20 protein-coding genes and 2 pseudogenes are annotated in these 25,130 nt (G+C 60.3%); 15 read left to right on the top strand and 7 right to left on the bottom strand.

Features of this window, described 5'->3' with window-relative positions:
• Positions 1 to 3: 3 nt before the first annotated feature.
• From J2X66_RS14625 to gap, 5 genes and pseudogenes are all read right to left on the bottom strand, one after another.
• Positions 4 to 1,335, bottom strand: coding sequence for a CoA transferase (locus J2X66_RS14625; protein ID WP_310265484.1), 1,332 nt, complete (start codon positions 1,333 to 1,335; stop codon positions 4 to 6).
• 111 nt (positions 1,336 to 1,446) lie between these two features.
• Positions 1,447 to 1,974, bottom strand: a pseudogene (locus J2X66_RS30215) (methyl-accepting chemotaxis protein); the annotation flags it as partial.
• A gap of 378 nt (positions 1,975 to 2,352) precedes the next feature.
• Positions 2,353 to 3,318, bottom strand: a pseudogene (locus tag J2X66_RS30210) (chemotaxis protein); the annotation flags it as partial.
• A 597-nt stretch (positions 3,319 to 3,915) separates the two neighbouring features.
• Positions 3,916 to 4,380 carry a methylglyoxal synthase gene (locus tag J2X66_RS14615; RefSeq protein ID WP_310265481.1) on the bottom strand — a complete coding sequence of 155 codons (465 nt, stop codon included), beginning with the start codon at positions 4,378 to 4,380 and terminating at the stop codon, positions 3,916 to 3,918.
• Positions 4,381 to 4,397: 17 nt separating this feature from the next.
• The gene (gene gap / locus J2X66_RS14610) at positions 4,398 to 5,399 is read right to left on the bottom strand and encodes a type I glyceraldehyde-3-phosphate dehydrogenase (protein WP_310265479.1); all 1,002 of its coding nucleotides are present in this window, start codon (positions 5,397 to 5,399) and stop codon (positions 4,398 to 4,400) included.
• Between the two features lie 219 nt (positions 5,400 to 5,618).
• Here gap and edd point away from each other — a divergent pair, with 219 nt between their 5' ends.
• The 11 genes from edd (at position 5,619) to J2X66_RS14555 (ending at position 18,955) form a co-directional block, all read left to right on the top strand.
• Complete coding sequence (gene edd, locus J2X66_RS14605) at positions 5,619 to 7,445, top strand: phosphogluconate dehydratase (RefSeq protein ID WP_310265477.1); 1,827 nt, start codon at positions 5,619 to 5,621, stop codon at positions 7,443 to 7,445.
• On the top strand, positions 7,442 to 8,392 hold the full coding sequence (locus J2X66_RS14600; protein WP_310265475.1) for a glucokinase: 951 nt from the start codon (positions 7,442 to 7,444) through the stop codon (positions 8,390 to 8,392). The genes edd and J2X66_RS14600 overlap by 4 nt, the downstream gene beginning before the upstream one ends.
• An 86-nt stretch (positions 8,393 to 8,478) precedes the next feature.
• Positions 8,479 to 9,207 (top strand): response regulator transcription factor, encoded by a 729-nt coding sequence (locus J2X66_RS14595; protein WP_310265473.1) that lies wholly within the window; start codon positions 8,479 to 8,481, stop codon positions 9,205 to 9,207.
• Positions 9,197 to 10,666 carry an ATP-binding protein gene (locus J2X66_RS14590; protein WP_310265470.1) on the top strand — a complete coding sequence of 490 codons (1,470 nt, stop codon included), beginning with the start codon at positions 9,197 to 9,199 and terminating at the stop codon, positions 10,664 to 10,666. Before J2X66_RS14595 ends, J2X66_RS14590 begins: the two co-directional genes overlap by 11 nt.
• A 152-nt stretch (positions 10,667 to 10,818) precedes the next feature.
• Positions 10,819 to 12,078 carry an AGE family epimerase/isomerase gene (locus J2X66_RS14585; RefSeq protein WP_310265468.1) on the top strand — a complete coding sequence of 420 codons (1,260 nt, stop codon included), beginning with the start codon at positions 10,819 to 10,821 and terminating at the stop codon, positions 12,076 to 12,078.
• Positions 12,079 to 12,195: 117 nt separating this feature from the next.
• Entirely contained in the window at positions 12,196 to 13,488 is a 1,293-nt protein-coding gene (locus J2X66_RS14580; RefSeq protein ID WP_310265466.1) for an ABC transporter substrate-binding protein, read from the top strand.
• Between the two features lie 152 nt (positions 13,489 to 13,640).
• A complete protein-coding gene (locus J2X66_RS14575; RefSeq protein WP_027922970.1) occupies positions 13,641 to 14,549 on the top strand; it encodes a carbohydrate ABC transporter permease in 909 nt (302 codons plus the stop codon).
• On the top strand, positions 14,542 to 15,387 hold the full coding sequence (locus J2X66_RS14570) for a carbohydrate ABC transporter permease (RefSeq protein ID WP_027922971.1): 846 nt from the start codon (positions 14,542 to 14,544) through the stop codon (positions 15,385 to 15,387). The genes J2X66_RS14575 and J2X66_RS14570 overlap by 8 nt, the downstream gene beginning before the upstream one ends.
• A gap of 2 nt (positions 15,388 to 15,389) precedes the next feature.
• Positions 15,390 to 16,550 (top strand): ABC transporter ATP-binding protein, encoded by a 1,161-nt coding sequence (locus J2X66_RS14565; protein WP_310265461.1) that lies wholly within the window; start codon positions 15,390 to 15,392, stop codon positions 16,548 to 16,550.
• An 89-nt stretch (positions 16,551 to 16,639) separates the two neighbouring features.
• Entirely contained in the window at positions 16,640 to 17,986 is a 1,347-nt protein-coding gene (locus J2X66_RS14560; protein ID WP_310265458.1) for a carbohydrate porin, read from the top strand.
• Positions 17,987 to 18,100: 114 nt separating this feature from the next.
• Positions 18,101 to 18,955, top strand: a complete 855-nt coding sequence (locus J2X66_RS14555) for a D-hexose-6-phosphate mutarotase (protein ID WP_310265456.1) — start codon at positions 18,101 to 18,103, stop codon at positions 18,953 to 18,955.
• A gap of 79 nt (positions 18,956 to 19,034) precedes the next feature.
• On the opposite strand, the gene J2X66_RS14550 is transcribed toward J2X66_RS14555, so the two are convergent.
• Positions 19,035 to 19,895 (bottom strand): MurR/RpiR family transcriptional regulator, encoded by an 861-nt coding sequence (locus tag J2X66_RS14550; protein WP_172825977.1) that lies wholly within the window; start codon positions 19,893 to 19,895, stop codon positions 19,035 to 19,037.
• 226 nt (positions 19,896 to 20,121) lie between these two features.
• Between J2X66_RS14550 and zwf the strand changes: the two genes are divergently transcribed.
• The 4 genes from zwf (at position 20,122) to J2X66_RS14530 (ending at position 23,927) form a co-directional block, all read left to right on the top strand.
• The gene (gene zwf / locus J2X66_RS14545) at positions 20,122 to 21,591 is read left to right on the top strand and encodes a glucose-6-phosphate dehydrogenase (RefSeq protein ID WP_310265454.1); all 1,470 of its coding nucleotides are present in this window, start codon (positions 20,122 to 20,124) and stop codon (positions 21,589 to 21,591) included.
• The gene (gene pgl / locus J2X66_RS14540; RefSeq protein ID WP_027923858.1) at positions 21,578 to 22,291 is read left to right on the top strand and encodes a 6-phosphogluconolactonase; all 714 of its coding nucleotides are present in this window, start codon (positions 21,578 to 21,580) and stop codon (positions 22,289 to 22,291) included. Before zwf ends, pgl begins: the two co-directional genes overlap by 14 nt.
• A gap of 17 nt (positions 22,292 to 22,308) precedes the next feature.
• Entirely contained in the window at positions 22,309 to 22,974 is a 666-nt protein-coding gene (locus J2X66_RS14535; RefSeq protein ID WP_007949453.1) for a bifunctional 4-hydroxy-2-oxoglutarate aldolase/2-dehydro-3-deoxy-phosphogluconate aldolase, read from the top strand.
• Between the two features lie 227 nt (positions 22,975 to 23,201).
• Positions 23,202 to 23,927 carry an intradiol ring-cleavage dioxygenase gene (locus tag J2X66_RS14530; RefSeq protein ID WP_310265451.1) on the top strand — a complete coding sequence of 242 codons (726 nt, stop codon included), beginning with the start codon at positions 23,202 to 23,204 and terminating at the stop codon, positions 23,925 to 23,927.
• 2 nt (positions 23,928 to 23,929) lie between these two features.
• Here the strand turns inward: J2X66_RS14530 and J2X66_RS14525 are convergent, their stop codons facing one another.
• Entirely contained in the window at positions 23,930 to 25,120 is a 1,191-nt protein-coding gene (locus tag J2X66_RS14525; protein WP_310265449.1) for an aminotransferase class V-fold PLP-dependent enzyme, read from the bottom strand.
• Positions 25,121 to 25,130: the final 10 nt, after the last annotated feature.

Genomic DNA, 25,130 nt, shown 5'->3' with positions numbered 1-25,130 from the left:
CCATCACCACCACTGCGCGCGATGGGATCCCAATTCAGTTGCCGGCAGTGCCCACTGCAACGGAGTGCCGGTTATTCTCAGCGGCACATGCAGCCGATGCGCCGGTCCCCAAGGTGTCTGCTCAACCACCAGCCCTTGGTCGTTGTCATCCTCCGCCCGTAATGCCTGGGCCGTTCCCGGGCCATTTTCAATCAGCAACTTTGCTGTACGCGCCAACGAAAGCCGCGCCGAACCCTCGCGCCCCAACAACCTGATTGCTGCCGCCGCCATCAAATACCCGGTCGCGTGGTCGAGTGCCTGCACCGGCAACGGCGTCGGCTTGTCCGCGTTTTTCCAGCGCATCCCGGCATCGGCAATCCCGCTGCTCATTTGCACCAAACTGTCGAAACCGCGGCGGTTCTGCCACGGCCCGCTCCAGCCGTATGCATTGAGACTGACATCGATCAGCCCCGGCGCCAGTCTCCGGCGTTCGCCAGCCCCGTAACCCATGCGCTCCAGTGCATCGGCGCGGTAGCCGTGCAGGAGAATGTCAGCCTCTTTGAGCAGCGTTTCGAACACCGCGCGTTCATCGGGGTTGTGCAGATCCAGGCGCGCGCAGCGTTTGCCCAGGGTGACTTCCGGCACTACGCCGGGTTCGTTCCAGGTCGGTGGGTCGATGCGCAGCACATCCGCACCGAGGCCGGCGAGAAAACGACTGGCGACCGGACCGGCCAGCACGCGGGTCAGGTCCAAAACCTTGATCCCGGCCAGCGGCTGGGCCACGGAGCCTTGCCACGGTTTCGCCGGTTGATCGCTGTCGCCACTGAACTGGATCAACGGCTCGGCGTTCACGGCCACACCTTGTGGGTGTTGCTGCCATTGCGCCCAGGTGCGCATCTCGGCGGCGCATCCTCCGGCGTCGACGACGGCCTGTTCCAGACCACTGCTGGCCCATTGCGCCACGTTGCTCGCCATCGCTGCACGGTCGGCGCAGGCGCCGAGCACGCTTTCAGCCGCGGCGCGGTGATGGGGCGCGTTGGTGTGCAGGCGGATCCAGCCGTCCTTCGTCGCGTAGTCACCGGCAATCGGGTCCCATAGCGGCGGAACGCTCCAGCCGATGGGTCGGATCGAGGTGGCGAACCAGAAAGAGGCGAGACGGCGGTCGACTTCAACCCCGGGCAAGCGACCGGTGTGTTGCAGCAATAACGCGCTGACCGCCTGCCCGGCCGCAGCGATGCTGGCACAGGCGAGGTCGGTCACGGCAAACGCCGAGGGCAGGGCGCCGTTCGACGTAAAGGGGATGGGGGTGTGGGGCAAGCCGAGTGCGGTTTGAATGGACGTGAGTAGATCAGTCATCGAAGGCCCTCCGGAACGAGAGCCCGATCATAGTTCAAAAAACTGGCTGGCCGGATGAAACGATGATGGCAGCTTCAATACTGGCCGCCCTTGTGGGAGCGAGGTGAAGCCTTAAACCCGGAACTGGTCCATCAGTTTCATCTGGTGGGTCGTCAGCGAGTTGAGCTGGCTGCTGATCTGCGCCGATTCGGTGGCCTGGCCGGTCAGGGTTTCGGTGACGGTGCGGATCGCCGAGACGTTGCGGTTGACCTCTTCGGCCACGGCGCTTTGCTGTTCGGCGGCGCTGGCGATTTGCAGGTTCATGTCGCTGATCACCGTCACCGCGTCACTGATTTTGCCCAAGGCCTGGACCGCTTGCTGGATTTGTCCGGCGTTGTTGTGGGCCTGGGTCTGGCTCGAATGCATGGTGGCGACCACGCCGCGTGTGCCGCTCTGGATGCGTTCGATCACCTGGCGAATTTCTTCCACCGAGTCCTGGGTGCGTTTGGCCAGGTTGCGTACTTCATCGGCCACCACCGCAAAGCCGCGACCGCTCTCACCGGCACGGGCCGCTTCAATCGCAGCGTTGAGCGCCAGCAGGTTGGTCTGTTCGGCAATGCTGCGGATCACTTCCAGCACCGAACCGATCTGCTCGCTGTTGACCGCCAGCGCTTCGACTTCGGTCACGGCTTTGCTGACTTCGTCGGCCAGTTGATTGATGTCGCGGGTACTGCGCTCGATGATCTGCATGCCGTCGCGTGCCGACTGGTCGGCCCCTTTGGCGGCATTGGCCGCGTTCGAGGCACTGTTGGCCACGTCGTGGGCGGTGGCGCTCATTTCGTTGGACGCGGTGGCGACCTGGTCGATTTCGCGGAACTGCACCTGCATGCCTTCGCTGGTCTGACGGGCGATTTCCGAAGACTGGTCGGCGGTGCCACGGGCGTCGGTGATGCTTTGCTTGATCTGCGCAATGGTCGGTTGCAGCTTGTCGAGGAAGCGGTTGAACCAGCTGACCAGTTCGCCCAATTCGTCTTTCTTGGTGTAGTGCAAACGCTGGGTCAGGTCGCCGTCGCCGCTGGCAATCGCCTTGAGCATCTCGGCCACGCTGTTGATCGGCCGGGTCACGCCCGAGGCGGTGAGCCAGGTCAGCAACAAACCGACCAGACCGGCAATGACAGAGACCAGCAGCGTTTTGATCGTGCCGCTTTGTTGGGCGTCATCGAGCACGGCTTGCAGTTTCACCGAGTCGGCCAGCAACACTTGCTTAGGCAGGTCGATCACCACGGCCCAGGCTTTCGCATCGGCAATCGGGCTGACCGGGTACACCGCGCGAATCAGGTCGCCTTGCTGCAAAATCTTCGGTGCACCACCACTGAGCAATTGCAGAATGTCCTTGCCGTCCGCGCCCAGGGTTTCGCCGATAGACTTGCCGACTTTGCCGGCGTCGACACTGTTAGCCGCCAGCACGCCGGTGCCGGAGACGATCAGCATGTGCCCGGCGCTGTTGAACAGTTCACGCTGGGAATCGACCGCCGCTGCTTGCAGCGCATCGAGGGCAATGTCGACACCGACCACGCCAATGGACTTGCCATCCACCAGCAGCGGCACGGAAATGGTGGTCATCAACACTTCTTTTTTTTCAGTGCCAATGGTATCGGCGTAGGGGTCAAGCAGGCAGGTACGCTTGCTGTCGCGCGGGCAGGTGTACCAGACGTTGTAGGGCGTACCGCTGAGGTTCAGGGTGGTTTTGTTCATGTCCTCTTCGACCATGATCGTGTTGAGCACCTCGCCTCCGGCACGACTCCAGTACGTGGCGAAACGCCCGGCTTCGTTGGACTGGCGGACCGCATCATTGACGAACTCGCTGTCCTTGCCATCCAGGCCATTGGGCTCGAACGCCAGCCAGACGCCCAACACCTTGCCGTTGCGCTCGAACGCGGTCTTGATGCTCTGGTTCAACTCTTCACGCAGGGCGCCGGCTTCAATGGAACGCTTGGCGGCCATGTTGCGCATGTCCTTGATCTGGTCCGCCAGGGCGGTCACCACCGTCAGGGTTTCGCCAAAGGTCTTCTGCACTCGCACGGCCTGTTCAGCGGCCTTGGCTTGCAGCAGGTTCTGAACGCTGTCGGTGAGCATCTTGCTGCTGGAGGCGTTGACCAGATCATCGTTCTGATTGGTCTGGTAAATGTTCATGCCGACGATCAAGACGACCACGCCGAGCAGACACAGACCAGACAGCAAAACGATTTTCAGACGGATAGAGAGAGAGTCGAACATAGGGCGAACTCACAAATGGATGATGTGTTGGCAAGGAGTCACGATCGACTCGGTACGCCAAATCCATTCAGCGCCATTCAATGCACATCGGCGCCGTGTGACGATTGCATGAACGGATGCCGACGAACGGTAGCAGGTGAACGTTTGCGCAGGAAAAAGCCCTGAAAAGACTGTGGATTCAGGAGATTCTCGGTAGTGATTCCGGCCGTTGGGCAGGGTGAGGCATGGGGGCTGCTGAAACAAGCGCCCGCAGGTGGGGCGCTTTTAAGTCAGGCGGGCATCCAGGATGCAGATTCAAGATTGTTCCGCAAACAGGTAGAAGTTTCAGGCGCGGCCGAGCAGATAGGTCGAATAATCGGGTATTCGATGTTCGTGTGCCTGATCCATCAAGGGGCTACTGAGCAGGTAATCGGCGCTGCATTCGTTGCAGGCCACCGCAATGTTCCAGACCGCCGCGACGCGCAATAACGCCTTGATGTCCGGGTCGTGAGGCTGTGGTTCGAACGGGTCCCAGAAGAACACGAGCATGTCGACCCGTTGCTCGGCGATTTGCGCCCCCAGTTGCTGGTCGCCGCCCAACGGACCGCTGATCATGCTCTCCACTGGCAAATCCAGGCGTTGTTGCAACAACAACCCCGTGGTGCCGGTGGCGATCAATTCATGCTGTGCAAGTCGGTCTTTTTGCCGCTCGGCCCAGTCCAGTAAAAACACCTTGCAGTGGTCGTGGGCGACCAAGGCAATGCGCTTGCGCGCCGCCATGGTCTTTTGCATAAAGCTGATACCGATCATCGGTTGCTGCCCCACGATTATTCTGCGTTGCACAGCGCCAGGCAGTTATCGAGCATGCGGTTGGAGAAGCCCCATTCGTTGTCGTACCAGGCCAGCACCTTCAGCAACTTGCCGCTGGATTTGGTGTGGTTGGCGTCGAAGATCGACGACAGCGGGTTGTGGTTGAAGTCACTGGAAACCAGCGGCAGGGTGTTGTAACCGAGAATCTTCGAGTGTTGGCTGGCTTCTTTGAGCAGTGCATTCACTTCTTCGGCCGACGCTTCGCGTTTCAACTGCACGGTCAGGTCCACCAGCGACACGTTGATCACGGGTACACGCACGGCCATGCCGGTCAGTTTGCCCGCCAGTTCCGGCAGCACCAGGCCAACGGCTTCAGCCGCACCGGTCTTGCTCGGGATCATGTTCTGCGTGGCGGAGCGGGCGCGGTACGGGTCGGTGTGGTAGACGTCGGTCAGGTTCTGGTCGTTGGTGTAGGCGTGGATCGTGGTCATCAGACCGCTTTCGATCCCCAATTCGCGGTGCAGCACTTGAGCCACTGGCGCCAGGCAGTTGGTGGTGCACGACGCGTTGGAAATGATCTGGTGATGCTGGCGCAAAATGTCGTGGTTGACCCCATACACCACGGTGGCGTCGGCGCCCTTGGCCGGTGCCGAGATGATGACTTTGCGTGCGCCGGCCGTAATATGCGCGGCGGCTTTGGCGCGGTCGGTGAACAAACCGGTGCATTCGAATACCACATCAATTTTTTCCGCAGCCCAGGGCAGCTCGGCCGGGTTACGAATGGCGCTGACCGCAATACGGTCGCCATTGACCGTCAGGCTCTCCTCGTCGTGTTGAACATCGGCGTCGAACGTGCCGTGAACAGTGTCGTACTTGAGCAGATGAGCGTTGATCGCGCTGTCTCCCAAATCGTTGATGGCCACGATCTGCAGATCCTGGCGATAGCCTTGGGTATACAGTGCGCGCAGGACGTTGCGGCCGATCCGGCCAAAACCATTGATTGCGATTCGAAGAGTCATTTACAGCGCCGCCGTCGTTTTGTTGTTGGAATTACAAGATTATTCGCATAAAAATAGAAAACAAGCCTTTTTAATGGCAATATTTTGTTCAATCTACAACGAGTGACCTGAATCAACTGGTCCGACCGATCAAGAAAACCGTCTGTCATCCCAATCACAACGGTCCTTGTTCAGCATAGACAATCAGGTCGCCACATCCGTTAGCCTGGAGTTCTACACATGCATCCCCGCGTCCTTGAGGTCACTGAACGGCTTATCGCCCGTAGCCGCGCCACGCGTGAGGCCTACCTTGCACTGATTCGCGGTGCGGCCAGCGACGGTCCGATGCGCGGCAAGCTGCAATGCGCCAACTTCGCACACGGCGTGGCGGGTTGCGGCACCGAAGACAAGAACAGCCTGCGGATGATGAACTCCGCCAACATCGCCATCGTTTCGTCATATAACGACATGCTCTCGGCGCATCAGCCGTACGAAGTCTTTCCGGAGCAGATCAAGCGAGCGCTGCGCGAGATCGGTTCGGTCGGCCAGTTCGCCGGCGGCACTCCGGCCATGTGCGACGGCGTGACCCAGGGCGAGCCAGGCATGGAACTGAGCCTGCCGAGCCGCGAAGTGATCGCGATGTCCACCGCCGTGGCGCTGTCCCACAACATGTTCGACGGCGCGCTGATGCTCGGCATCTGCGACAAGATCGTGCCGGGCCTGATGATGGGGGCGTTGCGTTTCGGTCATCTGCCGACGATTTTTGTGCCGGGCGGGCCGATGGTCTCGGGCATTTCCAACAAGCAGAAAGCCGATGTGCGTCAGCGCTATGCCGAAGGCAAGGCCAGTCGCGAAGAGCTGCTGGAGTCGGAAATGAACTCCTACCACAGCCCTGGCACCTGCACGTTCTACGGCACCGCCAACACTAACCAATTGCTGATGGAAGTGATGGGCCTGCACTTGCCGGGCGCGTCCTTCGTCAACCCGAACACGCCGTTGCGCGATGCCCTGACCCGCGAAGCGGCACATCAGGTCACGCGCCTGACCAAGCAGAATGGCGACTTCATGCCGATTGGCGAAATCGTCGACGAGCGTTCGCTGGTCAACTCCATCGTGGCACTGCACGCCACCGGTGGCTCGACCAACCACACCTTGCACATGCCGGCCATCGCCATGGCGGCGGGCATACAGTTGACCTGGCAGGACATGGCCGACCTCTCCGAAGTCGTGCCGACCCTGAGCCACGTCTACCCGAACGGCAAAGCCGACATCAACCACTTCCAGGCGGCGGGCGGCATGTCGTTCCTGATCCGCGAACTGCTGGATGCCGGGTTGTTGCACGAAAACGTCAACACCGTTCTCGGCCACGGCCTGCGCCGCTACACCATGGAGCCGTTCCTCGATAACGGCGAACTGGTCTGGCGCGAAGGCGTGACCGACAGCCTCGACGAAAGCATCCTGCGCCCGGTCGCCCGTGCATTCTCGCCAGAGGGCGGCTTGCGGGTGATGGAAGGCAACCTCGGTCGCGGCGTGATGAAAGTCTCGGCCGTGGCGCTGGAAAACCAGATCGTCGAAGCACCGGCCATGGTGTTCCAGGATCAGCAGGATCTGGCAGACGCCTTCAAGGCCGGCCTGCTGGAGAAAGATTTTGTCGCCGTGATGCGCTTCCAGGGCCCGCGTTCCAATGGCATGCCGGAGCTGCACAAGATGACGCCGTTCCTTGGCGTGCTGCAGGATCGTGGTTTCAAAGTGGCATTAGTCACGGACGGACGCATGTCCGGCGCCTCGGGGAAAATCCCGGCGGCGATCCACGTCAGTCCCGAAGCGTATGTCGGTGGCGCTTTGGCGCGGGTGCAAGAGGGCGATATCATCCGCGTCGATGGCGTCGAAGGCACCCTGGAGCTTAAGGTGGACGCCGACGAATTCGCGGCGCGCGAACCTGCCAAGGGCCTGTTGGGCAATAACATTGGCAGCGGACGTGAACTGTTTGGTTTCATGCGCATGGCCTTCAGCTCCGCAGAGCAGGGCGCCAGCGCCTTTACTTCTGCCCTGGAGACGCTTAATTGAAACTGGCTTTGGTCGGTGACATCGGTGGGACCAACGCTCGTTTCGCGTTGTGGAAAAACCAGCAGCTGGAGTCGGTCCAGGTGCTGGCGACGGCCGACCACGCCAGCCCGGAAGAGGCGATTGCCCTCTACTTGAGCGGGCTCGGTCTGGCGTTGGGTTCGATCGGCTCGGTGTGCCTGTCGGTGGCAGGTCCCGTGAGTGGCGATGAATTCAGGTTCACCAACAATCACTGGCGCCTGAGCCGCAGGGGTTTCTGCAAGACCTTGCAGGTCGAGCAACTGCTGCTGGTCAACGACTTCTCGGCGATGGCGCTGGGCATGACCCGTTTGCAGCCGGGCGAGTTTCGTGTGGTCTGCGAAGGCACCCCGGAACCGTTGCGGCCAGCGGTAGTGATTGGCCCGGGCACCGGCTTGGGCGTCGGGACATTGCTGGACCTTGGTGACGGGCGTTTTGCCGCGTTGCCGGGGGAGGGCGGTCATGTTGATTTGCCGCTGAGCAGCCCGCGGGAAACTCAATTGTGGCAACACATCTTCAATGAGATCGGCCATGTCAGCGCTGAAACCGCGTTGAGCGGCGGCGGCTTGCCACGGGTTTACCGGGCGATTTGTGCAGTCGACGGCCACACGCCGGTGCTCGAAACACCAGAAGCGATCACCGCTGCCGGGCTCGCCGGCGACCCGATTGCCCTGGAAGTGCTGGAGCAGTTCTGCTGCTGGCTCGGCCGCGTGGCTGGCAACAACGTGCTGACCATTGGTGGGCGCGGTGGCGTGTACATCGTTGGTGGGGTGATCCCACGGTTTGCCGATTTCTTCCTTGAAAGCGGTTTCGCCCGGTGCTTCGCCGACAAGGGTTGCATGAGCGATTACTTCAAAGGCATCCCTGTGTGGCTGGTGACGGCGCCGTATTCCGGGTTGATGGGTGCGGGTGTGGCGCTCGATCAGGCCTGAAATGCATTCAACCTGTAGGAGTGGTGTTTGTGAAATCGGTGCTTAAGGCATAATCCGCCCAATTCAAACAACAAGGACGCCGCCCCGTGAGCTCAGTCAGGTCGATTTTGTTGGTCGATGACGATCAAGAGATACGCGAGTTGCTGGACACCTACCTGACCCGCGCCGGTTTCCAGGTCCGCACCACGCCCGATGGCGCGGGCTTTCGCCAAGCGATGAACGAAGCGCCGAGCGATCTGGTGATCCTCGACGTGATGCTGCCCGACGAAGACGGTTTCAGCCTTTGCCGCTGGATCCGCCAACACCCGCGTCAGGCGCAGGTGCCGATCATCATGCTCACCGCCAGCTCCGACGAGGCCGACCGCGTCATTGGCCTGGAACTGGGAGCCGACGACTACCTCGGTAAACCGTTCACCCCCCGTGAATTGCAGGCGCGCATCAAAGCCTTGTTGCGTCGTGCGCAATTCGGTCAGGAGCGTAACGGTGGTGAAGTACTGGCGTTCGACGACTGGCGTCTCGACATGGTCAGCCATCGGCTGTTCCACACCGATGGCGAAGAAGTGATTCTGTCTGGCGCCGACTTCGCGCTGCTGAAACTGTTCCTCGATCACCCGCAGGAAATCCTCGACCGTGACACCATCGGCAACGCCACCCGCGGGCGCGATCTGATGCCGCTGGACCGCATCGTCGACATGGCGGTCAGCCGCTTGCGTCAACGCCTGCGTGACACCGAAAAGCCGCCACGTCTGATCCGCACCGTACGCGGTAGCGGCTACCAACTGGCAGCCAATGTGGTTGCCAGCAATGGCCACTGAGTTTCTGCGCAAGCTCGCCGCCCGCGTGCCGATGCCCCGTTCGCTGCTCGGGCGGATGTTGTTGCTGACGTTGTTGGCGGTGCTGTTTGCGCAGACGTTGTCGAGCGTGATCTGGGTCTCGCAACTGCGTGCCACGCAGCTTGAAGGGCTGGTCACTGCTGCCCGCAGCCTGGCGCATTCGATGACGGCCAGCGTCAGTTACTTCCGCTCATTGCCCGTCGCTTTCAGGCCGTTGGTTCTGGATCAGTTGCGCAGCATGGGCGGCACCCGTTTCGTGGTGACGCTCAACGACAAACCCTTGGGCATGGAAGTGCTGCCGATCACCCCGCGCAAGGAAGCCGTACTCAAAGCGGTGGACCAGGTGTTGCGCGAATCCCTGGGCCATGACACGGATATCTCGGTGACTTTCGTCAGTCCTGAAGACCTGCGGATCTTCAACAGCGGGCTGAAACTCGATGAGTTGCCGCGCTCCTGGGCGCACTACGCGTTGACCCTCGAACCGGTCAATCCACCCGTGCTGGTCACGCAAATCCAGATGGCGCCGGGAGAATGGCTGTACATCGCGTCATTGTTGCCAGAGCCCTACACCAGTCTTGAAGAACAAGGCCTGCCGGCGCAACAGGTCTGGTTCATCGTCCTTACCAGCAGCTTCTTGCTGTTGTTCATTGGCTTGCTGGTGCACTGGCAAAGCCGTCCGCTCAAGCGCCTGGCGCGGGCCGCGCGGGACATGTCGCTGGGGGCCGATGTGCAACCGGTGGCCGAGGGGGGCGGCAGTGAAGTGGTCGAAGTGGGGCGTGCGTTCAACGCCATGCGTGAACGGATCAGCCGTTACCTGACGGAACGCAGCCAGTTGTTCAGCGCGATTTCCCACGACCTGCGCACGCCCATTACCCGTTTGCGCCTGCGCGTGGAATTGCTGGAAGACGAGAAGCTGCAAGCCAAGTTCGGGCGCGATCTGGATGAGTTGGAGTTGCTGGTCAAAGGCGCGCTGCAATGCGTGAAAGACACCGACATTCACGAAAACATCGAACCGGTGGACCTCAACCACGTGCTCGATTGCCTGGTGGAACCGTATCTGGCGCCTAACGGCAATGGCCGCGTGACCCAGCAGGGGCGGGCGCTGGCGGCGTATCCGGGAAAACCGCTGGCGCTTAAACGCTGCATTGGCAACCTGATCGACAACGCCCTCAAGTATGGGCAGAACGCGCATTTGCACATCGATGATGACGAGAGCGCGTTCATTCTTCATGTCGATGACGAAGGGCCAGGCGTGCCGGAACAACGGCTGGAGCAGGTGTTTGAACCGCACTTCCGTCTGGCCGGGCAGCAGCAGGGTTATGGGTTGGGGTTGGGGATTGCGCGCAATATTGCGCACAGTCATGGTGGCGAGGTCAGTCTGCAAAACCTGCGTGAGGGTGGGTTGCGGGTGACGTTGCAGTTGCCTCGTAGTGTTGATTAGTAATGCCGCGTTATCGTTATTGGCGAGCAGATTTTCAACACATCGTTTAGCCAATGTCACAAATCGGTGACATAACTCGCCCCCTTCGTTACAAGCCCGTCCCCGCCCGTTGTTTAGACTGCCCTCAGTCAAAACAACAAAAAAGGCACCCCATGGACACCTTCCAACCGGCCTTCAGCAGTTGGCTGAACGCGCCTGCCCACCAGCAATGGCTCGCCGCCGAAGGCCTGCGCCTGCTGGCGTTCGCCAAGGCTTCAAAGCTTCCTGACGGCTTCGGCAATCTCGATGAAAAAGGCCATCTGCCGGCCAACGCCCGCGCTGAAACCATGAACACTGCGCGCATGACGCATAGCTTCGCCATGGCCCATATTCAGGGCTTGCCGGGGTTTGCCGAGTTGGTGGATCACGGTGTCCAGGCCCTCAGCGGCCCGTTGCGCGATGCCGAGCACGGGGGGTGGTTTGCAGTCGCTCATGCGCTGGATGGCAACACCGGCAAGGCTGCTTATCTGCATGCCTTCGTGGCCCTGGCCGCCAGTTCTGCGGTGGTTGCACAACGTCCCGGCGCACAGGCCTTGCTCGATGACGCGATCAACATCATCGACACGTGTTTCTGGAGCGAGGAGGAGGGTGCCCTGCGCGAATCCTTCAATCGTGACTGGAGCGAAGAAGAAGCGTACCGCGGCGCCAACAGCAACATGCACGCCACCGAAGCTTTCCTCGCGCTGGCCGATGTCACCGAAGAAAGCCGTTGGCTATGTCGCGCCCAGCGCATCGTCGAGCGGGTGATCCACGGTCACGCCGCCGCTAATGACTATCTGGTGGTCGAGCATTTTGACCGCGACTGGCAGCCGCTACGCGAATACAACCACGACAACCCGGCCGACGGTTTTCGCCCCTACGGCACCACACCGGGCCACGGTTTTGAATGGGCACGCCTGCTACTGCACCTCGAAGCGGCGCGAGTTCAGGCCGGCATGCTGACGCCGGGCTGGCTGGCCACTGACGCGCAAAAACTCTTCGACCACAACTGCCGTCACGGCTGGGATATCGACGGGCTGCCCGGGATTGTCTACACCCTCGATTGGGGCAACCGTGCAGTGGTTCGTCACCGTCTGCACTGGACCCATTGCGAGGCCAGCGCTGCCGCCAGCGCGTTGCTCAAACGCACGGGCGATGAGCAATACGAACGCTGGTACCGGCTGTTCTGGGAATTTTGTGACACTCATTTCATCGACCATTGCGACGGCAGCTGGCATCACGAACTGGATCCGCAGAATCGCCCGAGTGCCGATATCTGGGCGGGTAAACCTGATCTGTATCACGCCTGGCAAGCCGTACTGATTCCACGACTGCCCCTGGCGCCCAGCCTGGCCACGGCTCTGGCGACGTTGTCCCAGAGCGCTCCTGTGTAACCATGTGGTGACATTCAAGCGTCCCTTCGTTACCTGCGAGGGGATAACTCCTGTTTAAAATCCTATGCAGCGCAAGCACCAGACTTGCATGCATAACAACAAGAAAGGTACTTCTAGATGAATGCGATTTCTCGCCTCGCTACTGTCATTTCTCTCGCCTCCCTGTCTGCGCTCCCTCTCAGTGTGCTTGCCGCCGAATCCAAAGGTTCCGTGGAAGTGGTTCACTGGTGGACGTCGGGTGGTGAAAAAGCAGCGGTCGATGTGCTCAAGGCTCAAGTCGAAAAAGACGGCTTCACCTGGAAGGACGGCGCTGTTGCCGGTGGTGGCGGTGCTACAGCCATGACCGTGCTCAAGAGCCGCGCCGTTGCCGGCAACCCGCCAGGTGTGGCGCAGATCAAAGGTCCGGACATCCAGGAATGGGCATCTACCGGCCTGCTCGACACCGACGTCTTGAAAGACGTTGCCAAATCGGAGAAGTGGGACAGCCTGCTCGACAAGAAAGTCTCCGATACTGTGAAGTACGAGGGTAACTACGTGGCCGTGCCGGTGAACATTCACCGCGTCAACTGGCTGTGGATCAACCCGGAAGTCTTCAAGAAAGCCGGCATCACCAAAAACCCGACCACCCTCGAAGAATTCTACGCCGCCGGCGACAAGCTCAAGGCTGCGGGCTTCATTGCGCTCGCCCACGGCGGCCAGCCTTGGCAGGACAGCACCGTGTTCGAAGCCGTGGTGCTTTCGGTCATGGGGGTCGATGGCTACAAGAAAGCCCTGGTCGATCTCGACAACGCTGCGCTGACCGGTCCTGAAATGGTCAAGGCGCTGACCGAGCTGAAGAAAGTCGCGACCTATATGGACGTCGACGGCAAAGGCCAGGACTGGAACCTGGAAGCGGCCAAAGTCATCAACGGCAAGGCCGGCATGCAGATCATGGGTGACTGGGCCAAGTCCGAATGGACCGCCGCCAGGAAAGTCGCCGGCAAGGACTACGAGTGCGTAGCGTTCCCGGGCACCGACAAGGCCTTCACCTACAACATCGACTCCCTGGCCGTGTTCAAGCAGAAAGACGCGGGCACTGCGGCCGGTCAGCAGGACATCGCCAAGATCGTCCTGGGTGAGAACTTCCAGAAAGTCTTCAGCATCAACAAGGGCTCGATCCCGGTTCGCAACGACATGCTGAGCGACATGGGCAAGTACGGTTTCGACTCCTGCGCCCAGACCGCTGCCAAGGACTTCCTGGCAGACGCCAAGTCTGGCGGCCTGCAGCCGAGCATGGCGCACAACATGGCGACCACGCTGGCCGTACAGGGTGCGTTCTTTGATGTGGTGACCAACTACATCAACGACCCGAAAGCCGACCCTGCCGATGCCGCCAAGAAACTCGGCGCCGCGGTCAAGTCTGCCAAGTAATGCCTGGCCCCTGTAGGAGCAAGCCTGCTCGCGATTGCGGTGTATCAGTTGATACATCCACTGACTGACTGACACTCAGCGATCGCGAACAGGCTCACTCCTGCAAGGGGGCAGCATTTCCAAAGTAAATTTCTCTCGTACTGGATTTCCCCATGAGTTCTGTTGCTGTGTTCAGCAAGGCCTCGCCGTTCGATGCATTGCAACGCTGGCTACCTAAACTGGTGCTGGCGCCGAGCATGTTCATCGTTCTGGTGGGCTTTTATGGCTACATCCTGTGGACGTTCGTTCTGTCGTTCACCAGTTCGACCTTTTTGCCGACTTACAAATGGGCAGGCCTGGCTCAATACCAGCGGCTGTTCGACAACGATCGTTGGTGGGTGGCGAGCAAGAACCTGGCGCTTTTCGGCGGCATGTTCATCGGCATCACCCTGGTGATCGGTGTGCTGCTGGCCGTGTTTCTTGATCAGCGCATTCGTCGCGAAGGTTTCATTCGCACCATTTACCTGTACCCGATGGCGCTCTCGATGATCGTCACCGGTACCGCCTGGAAATGGCTGCTCAACCCGGGCATGGGCCTGGACAAATTGCTGCGTGACTGGGGCTGGGAAGGCTTCCGCCTGGACTGGCTGATTGATCCGGATCGCGTGGTGTATTGCCTGGTGATTGCTGCGGTCTGGCAAGCCTCGGGCTTCATCATGGCGATGTTCCTCGCCGGCCTGCGTGGCGTTGATCAATCGATCATCCGTGCCGCCCAGATCGATGGCGCGAGCATGCCGCGCATTTACCTGAAAGTGGTGTTGCCAAGCTTGCGTCCGGTGTTCTTCAGCGCCGTGATGATCCTGGCCCACATCGCGATCAAGAGTTTCGACCTCGTGGCGGCGATGACGGCTGGCGGCCCGGGTTACTCCTCCGATTTGCCGGCGATGTTCATGTACTCCTTCACCTTCAGTCGCGGCCAGATGGGCATGGGCTCGGCCAGTGCGATTCTGATGCTCGGTGCGATTCTCGCAATCATCGTGCCTTACCTGTACTCCGAGCTGAGGACCAAGCGTCATGACTAGTTTCGCTGCCAAACCTTCCATCAGCCTGAGTCGCATCGCGATTTACGGCGTGCTGATCCTCGCCGTATTCCTTTACCTGATACCGCTGGTGGTCATGCTGTTGACCAGCTTCAAGACGCCGGAAGATATAAACACCGGCAACCTGCTGAGCTGGCCGACCGTGGTCAGTGGCATCGGTTGGGTCAAGGCCTGGGGCACGGTTGACGGGTATTTCTGGAACTCGATCAAGATCACCGTTCCGGCGGTGCTGATCTCCACCGCCATCGGTGCGTTGAATGGCTATGTGCTGTCGATGTGGCGCTTTCGCGGCTCGCAATTGTTCTTCGGCCTGCTGTTGTTCGGTTGCTTCCTGCCGTTCCAGACCGTGCTGCTGCCAGCCTCGTTCACCCTCGGCAAGATGGGCCTGGCCAGCACCACCACAGGCCTGGTGTTCGTCCACGTGGTCTACGGCCTGGCGTTCACCACGCTGTTTTTCCGTAACTACTACGTCAGCGTTCCCGATGCGCTGGTGAAGGCGGCGCGGCTCGATGGCGCGGGTTTCTTCACGATCTTCCGCCTGATCATCCTGCCGATGTCCACCCCGATCATCATGGTCTGCCTGATCTGGCAGTTCACCCAGATCTGGAACGACTTCCTGTTCGGCGTGGTGTTCTCCAGCGGTGACTCGCAACCCATCACGGTCGCGCTGAACAACCTGGTCAATACCAGTACCGGGGCCAAGGAATATAACGTTGATATGGCGGCGGCGATGATCGCCGGGCTGCCGACCCTGCTGGTCTATGTGGTCGCAGGCAAGTATTTCGTGCGCGGGCTGACGGCCGGCGCAGTCAAGGGGTAATCATGGCTACGCTCGAACTTCGCAATGTAAACAAGACTTATGGCCCAGGCTTGCCGGACACCCTCAAGGACATCCATCTGTCTATCAAGGACGGTGAGTTCCTGATCCTAGTCGGACCTTCGGGTTGCGGCAAATCGACCCTGATGAATTGCATCGCCGGCCTGGAAACCATCACCGGCGGCGCGATCATGATCGATGACCAGGACGTCAGCGGCATGAGCCCGAAAGACCGCGACATCGCCATGGTGTTCCAGTCCTACGCGCTGTACCCGACCATGAGCGTGCGCGAGAACATCGCCTTCGGCTTGAAGATTCGCAAAATGCCCGCCGCCGATATCGAAACGGAAGTGGCGCGGGTGTCCAAGCTGTTGCAGATCGAACACTTGCTCAACCGCAAGCCCGGCCAGCTCTCCGGTGGTCAGCAACAGCGCGTGGCCATGGGCCGTGCCCTGGCGCGTCGGCCGAAGATTTACCTGTTCGACGAACCGCTGTCCAACCTCGACGCCAAGCTGCGGGTCGAGATGCGCACCGAAATGAAGCTGATGCACCAGCGCCTGAAAACCACCACGGTCTACGTGACCCACGACCAGATCGAAGCGATGACGCTGGGCGACAAAGTGGCGGTGATGAAGGACGGGATCATCCAGCAGTTCGGCACGCCGAAAGACATCTACAACAACCCGGCCAACCTGTTCGTGGCGAGCTTCATCGGTTCTCCGCCGATGAACTTCATCCCCCTGCGTTTGCAGCGCAAGGACGGTCGTCTCTACGCGCTGCTCGACAGCGGCCAGGCTCGTTGTGAATTGCCGCTGGGCATGCAGGACGCCGGTCTCGAAGACCGCGAAGTGATCCTGGGTTTGCGCCCTGAACAGATCGTACTGGCGAACGGCGAGCCGAACGGTTTGCCGACCATCCGCGCGGAAGTCCAGGTCACCGAACCGACCGGTCCCGACACCCTGGTGTTCGTCAATCTGAATGAAACCAAAGTCTGCTGCCGTCTGGCACCAGACGTTGCACCGGCTCCGGGCGAAACCCTGACCCTGCAATTCGATCCGTCGAAAGTGTTGTTGTTCGATGCCAAGACCGGGGAGCGGTTGGGTGTAGCCGGCGAACCGCAAGACCAGACCCGTGCCGCGAACGTCGCGCAATTCAAGGGTCGCTGAAGATCAAGGTGGGAGCGAGCGTGCTCGCGCCCACAGGGGATGTAACCGCGTTAGAAAACAGTTAATAACAATAAAACGAGGATGTAGGGATGAAGAAGAACAACAACGCTCAGCTTATCTGCCAGTTGTCAGCAGTTGCAGCCATGATGCTGGCCGGTAGTGTGCACGCGGCTGACGCGTTCAGTGCTGATTCCGAATGGATGACCGGTGATTGGGGTGGCGAGCGGACCAAGCTGATCGAGCAAGGCATCGACATCAAGATGGACTACGTCGGTGAAGTCGGCGGCAACCTTCACGGCGGTTTCAACGACGACAAGACCGCACGTTACGCGGACCAGTTCGGCCTGGGGGCGGCGCTGGACCTGGAAAAACTGTTTGGTTGGGATAATACCCAGGCCAAGATCCAGCTCACCAACCGTAACGGAGAGAACATCTCCAACGATCGCGTAGGCGATCCGCGTGCCGGCACCTTGAGTTCCTCGCAGGAAGTCTACGGCCGTGGCCACATGGTCCGTCTGACCCAGTTGTGGATCAAGCACCAGTTCCTGGACGGCAAACTGGACGTCAAGGCCGGTTACTTCGGCGAAGGCGAAGACTTCAACACCTTCCCGTGCGAGTTCCAGAACCTGGCGTTCTGCGGTTCCCAGGTGGGTAACTGGGCCACCAACATCTGGTACAACTGGCCAGTCATGCAGGCAGCGGTCCGCGTGAAGTACAACATCTCGCCTGAATTCTATGCGCAGATCGGCGCGTACAACCAGAACCCGTCGCAACTTGAGCACGGCAACGGCTTCAAGCTCAGCGGCAGTGGTACTGCAGGTACCGTGTTACCGGTCGAGCTGGTCTGGTTGCCTAACCCTAACAACCTGCCGGGCGAATACCGTGTCGGTTACTACAAAAGCACCGCCGAGGCCAATGACGTTCTCAAGGACGACAACGGCAATGATGCGGCCACCAGCGGCAACGCCTACCGCAGCCACAGCAGCAAACACGGCTACTGGTTCGTTGCACAGCAACAACTCACCAGCCACAACGGTGACAAGACCCGCGGTCTGAACATTGCGGCCAACGCCACGTTCCACGACAAGGACACCAACTTCGTCGACAACTACCAGTCGCTGATGTTTGTGTACAAGGGCCCGTTCGATGCGCGTCCTAAAGATGACATGGGCATCGGTTTCGCCCGTACCCACGTCAACGATGACGTGAAGAAAAACGCCGAACTGGTCAACGCGGCCAACAATGTCACTGATTACGAGAATCCACTGTTCTCGCCACTGCGGACCACCGAGTACAACTACGAAATCAACTACGGCTTCCACGTTACCAACTGGCTGACCGTGCGTCCTAACCTGCAATACATCACTCACCCGGGCGGTGTTGATGAAGTCGATAACGCGCTGGTGGCCGGCCTGAAAATTCAGTCGGTGTTCTAACGCTGTTGCGATAAGCTCCTCTCTATGTGCGCATATTTGCGGACAGCCCAGGCTGTCCGCTTTTTTTTGGGGGGCGCGCACCCCGGCAACAGATGATTTTCAGGACCGTGGCACATGCATGAGCATCCGCTACAACGCTTCTTCAAATCCTTGCGCGAACGTCCGGTGTTTGCGTGGGAGCGCTATCAGAAGCGCGACGTGTTGGTGATCGATCATCCGCTGTGTCAGGCGGTGTTCAGTCGCCAGGGCGCGCAGTTGCTGCATTTCCAGCCTGCGGGTCAAAAGCCCTGGCTTTGGTGCGCGGCGAAGTGGCCGCAGGTCGGTGCGATTCGTGGTGGCGTGCCTGTGTGCTGGCCTTGGTATGGCCGTCATCCGAGCGAAAACGCTTGGCCTTCCCATGGTTGGGCACGGTTGATCGACTGGAAGCTGCTCGACAGCAGCCACGATGACGATGGCGTGCGATTGCACTGGCAACTGCAGTTGTGTGACTGGCAAGTGGACCTGTACGCCGATCTGGGCGAACGCATGGATTTGCGCCTGAGTACCGAGCATCAAGACACCTTGCCGTGCCAATTGAGTCAGGCGCTGCACGCTTACTGGCGTATTGGTGATGTCGGTGAGGTAGCGCTGTCTGGGCTGGAGGGCGCGCAGGGTTATGACCATTTGAGCCGTCAGGTTTGCCAGCAGGAAGGTGAGTTGCGGGTCGATGGCGGGTGCCAGCGGGTGTTCCGGCATGACGGCGAGTTGCAGCTCAAGGACCACGCCTGGCAACGTGAATTGTGCATCGATACCGGTGACCATTCGGACACGGTGGTCTGGCATCCCGGATCGCGGCCATTGCTGGGGGTGAGCTGGAATGAGATCTCAGAATTCGTGTGTGTGGAAGCGGCGAGTGGTGGCGCCCATCGCCTGAGCCTGGCGCCGGGAGAGAGGGCGCATTTGAGTTTGCAGGCGCGGGTTGGCATTTAGCTCAAGATTGCGGTGGTGCGGCTGGCCTCATCGCGAGCTTGCTCGCGATGAGGCCCTGTCAGGCTGCGGAGATGCCAGGTTAGTTGAACTCATCCCCAACCGGATACCGACTCGCATTCAGGCTCTCTTTGATCTTGCGCAAGTGCGGCTGGAAATCCACCCCGCGACGCAGCGTCATGCCGGTCGCCAGCACGTCGAGCACGGTCAGCTGGATGATGCGCGAGGTCATCGGCATGTAGATGTCGGTGTCTTCCGGCAGTGGAATATTCAGGCTCAGCGTACTGGCCTTGGCCAAAGGCGAACCCTCGGCGGTCAGGCCCAGCACCGAGGCACCGTTCTCACGGGCGATGCGCGCCACTTCCACCAGTTCGCGGGTGCGGCCGGTGTAGGAAATGATCACGAACAATTCGCCGGTATGCGCCACCGACGCAATCATGCGTTGCATCAGCACGTCGGCGTGGGCGGTGACGGCCAGGTTGAAGCGGAAGAACTTGTGCTGCGCGTCCAGCGCCACCGGGGCCGAGGCGCCGAGGCCGAAGAAGTGGATCTGCCGGGCCTGGATCAACAGGTCGACGGCGCGGCTGATCAGGTTCGGATCCAGCGCCTGCAGGGCACTGTCCAGCGAGGCGATGGCGCTGCCGAAAATCTTCTTGGTATAGGCTTCAGGGTTGTCATCGGCCTCGACCGCGCGGCTGACATACGCCGCGCCACTGGCCAGGCTTTGGGCCAACTGAAGTTTGAGTTCCGGGTAGCCGCTGACGCCGAACGAGCGGCAGAAACGGTTGACGGTCGGCTCGCTGACCTTGGAGGCCTGGGCGAGCGCGGCGATGCTGAACCGGGTGGCCTGCTCAGGGTTGAGCAGGATCACTTCGGCGACTTTACGTTCCGCCTTGTTCAGGTCTTCAAGGCGATTCTGGATCTGTTCCAGTAAATTTCGCACGCGGTCCATATGTGTTCCTTGGGTCAGCTGCGCAAATTAGAGTTCGGCTATGCCAAAAGGGCCTTGGATGCGGCCCCAAACGGTGGCCTATCCTACTGATGGCTCCGACCGGCTACCACTCGGAATCTGTATTTTGCGAAAATGTTGTGGTTATTACTACATTTTCTCTTGAGCGATGCCTTGAAAAAAGGTATTTGTAGCTTAACTTGATAAAAGAACAAACATCATGCCTTCGATTACGGTTGAACCGTGCACCTTTGCCTTGTTCGGCGCTCTCGGCGACTTGGCCTTGCGCAAGCTGTTTCCTGCCCTCTATCAACTCGATGGCGCAGGCCTTCTGCACGAGGATACGCGCATTATCGCGCTGGCCCGCGAGCCCGGCACCGAGCAGCAGCACCTGGCATTCATCGGCGCCGAACTGCGTCGTTATGTGGGCGCCAAAGAGCTGGACGAAGCGGTGGTCGAGCGCTTTCTGGCGCGGCTGACCTACCTGCACGTGGACTTCCTCAAGGCTGACGATTACATCGCCCTGGCCGAAATGGCCGGCAGCGCCCAGCGTGTGATTGCCTACTTTGCCACGCCGGCCGCTGTGTACGGCGCGATTTGCGAGAACCTGGCCAAGGTCGGCCTCGCGGAAAACACCCGCGTGGTGCTGGAAAAACCGATCGGCTCGGACCTGGAATCCTCGCGCAAGGTCAACGACGCGGTGGCGCAGTTCTTCCCGGAAAACCGCACCTATCGCATCGACCACTACCTGGGCAAAGAGACAGTTCAAAATCTCATTGCGCTGCGTTTCGCCAACAGCCTGTTCGAAACCCAGTGGAACCAGAACTACATCTCCCACGTGGAAATCACCGTGGCCGAGAAGGTCGGGATCGAAGGCCGCTGGGGCTACTTCGACAAGGCCGGGCAACTGCGGGACATGATCCAGAATCACTTGCTGCAACTGCTCTGCCTGATCGCCATGGACCCACCGGCCGACCTGTCCGCCGACAGCATCCGCGACGAGAAAGTCAAAGTCCTCAAGGCACTCGCTCCGATCAGCCCGGAAGGCCTGACCACTCAGGTGGTGCGCGGTCAGTACATCGCCGGCTACAGCGAAGGCAAGCCGGTGCCGGGTTACCTGGAAGAGCCCAATTCGAACACCCAGAGCGACACCGAAACCTTCGTCGCCTTGCGTGCCGATATCCGCAACTGGCGTTGGGCCGGTGTACCGTTTTACCTGCGCACCGGCAAGCGCATGCCGCAGAAGCTGTCGCAGATTGTCATTCACTTCAAGGAACCGTCGCACTACATCTTTGCCCCTGAGCAGCGCCTGCAAATCAGCAACAAGCTGATTATCCGCCTGCAACCGGACGAAGGCATTTCCTTGCGCGTGATGACCAAAGAACAAGGCCTGGACAAGGGCATGCAGCTGCGCAGCGGTCCGTTGCAGTTGAATTTTTCCGACACCTATCGCAGCGCACGGATTCCCGATGCCTACGAGCGGTTGTTGCTGGAAGTGATGCGAGGCAATCAGAACCTGTTTGTCCGTAAAGATGAAATCGAAGCCGCGTGGAAGTGGTGTGACCAGTTGATCGCCGGGTGGAAAAAATCCGGTGATGCGCCCAAGCCGTACGCGGCCGGGTCCTGGGGACCGATGAGCTCCATTGCTCTGATCACGCGGGACGGGAGGTCGTGGTATGGCGATATCTGATTTGAAACTGCCTCAGGGCGTCAGCGCCCATGAGTTCAAGAGCCCGGTGCTGTTGGCACAAGCGCTGGCACTGTCGGTGGCCAAGCAACTGAGCGAAGCGATCGAAGCCCAAGGCACCGCCACGCTGGTGGTGTCTGGTGGCCGCAGTCCGGTGGCGTTTTTCCAGCACCTGGCCAAACAGGCGCTGGACTGGTCCAACGTGGTGGTCAGCCTGGCTGACGAGCGTTGGGTGCCGGTAGAACATGCCGACAGCAATGCCGGCCTGCTCAAGCGTTATCTGTTGCAAGGCCCGGCGGCCAAGGCGCAGTTCCTGAGTCTGTACAGCGCCAGCGCCAACCTGGAACAGGCAGCAGAGCAGGCCGACCGTTTGTTGTCCGAGCTGCCGGTGATCGATGTGCTGGTGCTGGGCATGGGCGACGACGGCCACACTGCCTCGTTGTTTCCGAACAGCCCGAACCTGGCCGACGCCCTGAAGGTCGACGGTACACGTCGTTGCTACCCGATGCTGGCGCCGACCGTGCCACATCAGCGCCTGACCATGAGCCGTGCGCTGCTGGCCTCGGCCAAACACAAAGTGCTATCGATTTCCGGTCAATCCAAGCTGACCACCCTGAGTGCCGCATTGGCCGTCGACGATGTCGCCGCCATGCCGATTCGCGCGTTTCTGCAACCTACGTTAGAGATTTACTGGTGCCCATGAGCCAAGGAACAGCCGCTATGACAACCCCATCCCCGACCGTATCCATGGCGGACAAAGTTGCCCTGATCGACAGCCTCTGCGCCAAGGCGCGGATTCTGCCGGTGATCACCATCGCTCGCGAACAGGACGTGCTGCCACTGGCCGACGCCCTGGCTGCCGGTGGCCTGACTGCCCTGGAAGTGACACTGCGTTCGCAGTTCGGTCTCAAGGCCATCCAGATCCTGCGCGAACAGCGCCCGGAACTGATGACCGGTGCCGGCACCGTGCTCGATCGCCACATGCTCGCCGCCGCCGAAGCGGCCGGTTCGCAGTTCATCGTTACGCCCGGCATCACCCGTGATTTGCTCGAAGCCAGCGTCAATAGCCCGATCCCGCTGTTGCCGGGTATCAGCAACGCCTCCGGCATCATGGAAGGCTATGGCCTGGGCTATCGCCGCTTCAAGCTGTTCCCGGCGGAAGTCAGCGGCGGCGTCGCGGCCATCAAGGCCCTCGGCGGTCCATTCGGCGAAGTGAAATTCTGCCCGACTGGTGGCGTCGGCCCGGCCAATATCAAGAGCTACATGGCGTTGAAAAACGTGATGTGCGTGGGCGGTAGCTGGATGCTTGATCCGGAGTGGATCAAGAACGGCGACTGGGCCCGCATTCAGGAATGCACCGCCGAGGCCTTGGCGCTGCTGGACTGATCCGCTTTATCTGACACTTCGTTGTGTGTTCTACGGCTTTACGGTGCGCTTGGTCGGTGCACCGTTTTTTTTGCCCAAAGAAAACCAACTGGCCACCGAGATTCCTTGTAGCAGCTGCCGAAGGCTGCGTCCGGCTGCTACAAATCCGCTTCAGGCGATACATAGTTACCGCATAACGACAGTCGGCCACTGCTAGCCTGCGTTCATCTTATGGAAGAGAGAACGTCATGGACGACAACACCTCAGTTGCACCCGAATCACCGGTTCACCTGCTATCTCCTGAGCAGATCCCCGGCCCGTATTTCCGCAATCCGAAACTGATCAGGCGCAACATCAGCGAAGGCGCCGATGGTGTTCCCTTGGTGCTGCGCCTGCAAATCGTCGATGCCATGACCGGGCAGCCTGTCACCGGCGCGCTGGTCGATATCTGGCATTGCAATGCGCGCGGATTCTATTCGGGCTGGAGCAGGATTGATCCGGACAAGGAGGTCGACGACGGTGACATCGGCTCGGTCCCGCGCACCGACGACGACACGTACCTGCGAGGCGGGCAGTTCACCGACAGGCAAGGCGTCGTGCGGTTTACCACGGTCTATCCGGGGTTCTATGCCGGCCGTGCGCTGCACATTCACGTCGCCGTGCGCATCACCGCCGGCAACAATTACCTGGAAGAACGGCATGTCGCCTGGGTCGGTCAGTTGTACTTGCCCGAGGTGGCGTCGCGTTCGGTCCTCAACTCACGTGAGTACGGCGGTCGCAAGTCCTTGGCGCTGAACAACGATGAAGACGTTTACTACAAACACCACAGCGGCGAAGCGTCGACCTTGAACGTGCACACCCTCAGCCGGGATTCGAATGAAGATGGCTTCTTCGGCGCCACGACCATTGGCATCGACACTTTCGCGGTGTCATCACACATCAAGCCCGAGGATTTCGACAAGTACACCGTATGACCTCAGCGCAGTTCGCTCAGCGCCCGGGCCAGCAATTGCATGTGTACGGCGGTGGTGGTCAGGCCCGGGGTGATGCGAATGCACGGGCCACTCGCGGCACCGCTGCGCATCACGGTAAACAGGTTGTAGTCGTTGAGCAGACGCTCGACCATCGGTTGTTGATCGGCTTGTCGGGTGAAACGCATCGATGTGATGCCGCAATACAAGCGAGGATCATCCGGCGTCATCACTTCGATCCCCGGGAGTTCGCGCACTTCGCGCACCCACAAATTGCGCAAGTAGTTGAGTCGGGCACTTTTGGCGGCGGACCCGCCCATGGCCTGATGTTCTTCGAACACCAGCGGCAAGGTCAGCAGCGCCGGAATATTGGGTGTGCTGTACGGCGTGCGTGCACGAATATCGGTGACCGGGAAATGCACCTCGCCCATGTCCGGGTCGATATCGGCCAGACGCTCGGGCGCGATGTAGATGAAGCCCAGGGTCAGCGGCGCACCGATCCATTTGTGCAGGTTGAAACCGGCGAACGAGACACCGAGTTCATCGAGTTCATCGAGTTTGAAGTCAATCTGCCCAAGTGCGTGTGCGCCATCGAGAATCACATCGACGCCGTGTTCCTTGGCGGCGGCGGCAATCGCCTGCACCGGCATCACCAGACCGGTGCGGTGGGTGACGTGAGTCAGGGCCATCAGTTTGAGTTTGGGGTAACGCGCAAAGGCGTCGCGATAACTGGCCAGCAAACTGTCGAAACTGGCGGGGTGGGCGTGATTGATTTCGATCACCTCGACCCCGCGATTGCGCGCCAGCCAACGCATCGCGCCTTTGACGGTGTCGTATTCCAGATCGCTGAACAGCACCTGATCGCCCGGTTGCAGGCGGTTGTAGTTGCGGATCAACGATTGCAAGCCGTCCGAAGCGTTGCGGGTCAGGGCGACGGCTTCGGCGGGCACGTCCACCAACTCGGCCAGTTGCGCGCGGATCTGCAGGATTTCACCCTGTTCGAAGCGCTGTCGGACATACACCGAGTTGCTGCGATTGATGAGCTCTATGTTGCGCTGGTATTCCTCGACCACCGTTCGCGACATGCGCCCGAAGTAACCGTTTTCCAGGTTGATCGGGCCGGGTTCGACGGCGTAGCGGTCGGCAAAGGTCTTCCAGAAGGATTCATCACGGGCGCGGCGGGTGTTATCGGGCATGGGCTACTCG

Source organism: Pseudomonas sp. 3296, from assembly GCF_031456615.1.
Lineage (GTDB): Bacteria > Pseudomonadota > Gammaproteobacteria > Pseudomonadales > Pseudomonadaceae > Aquipseudomonas > Aquipseudomonas mucoides.
Note: the sequence above shows the minus strand (reverse complement) of the source record. Positions and strands in the feature narration are given on the sequence as shown.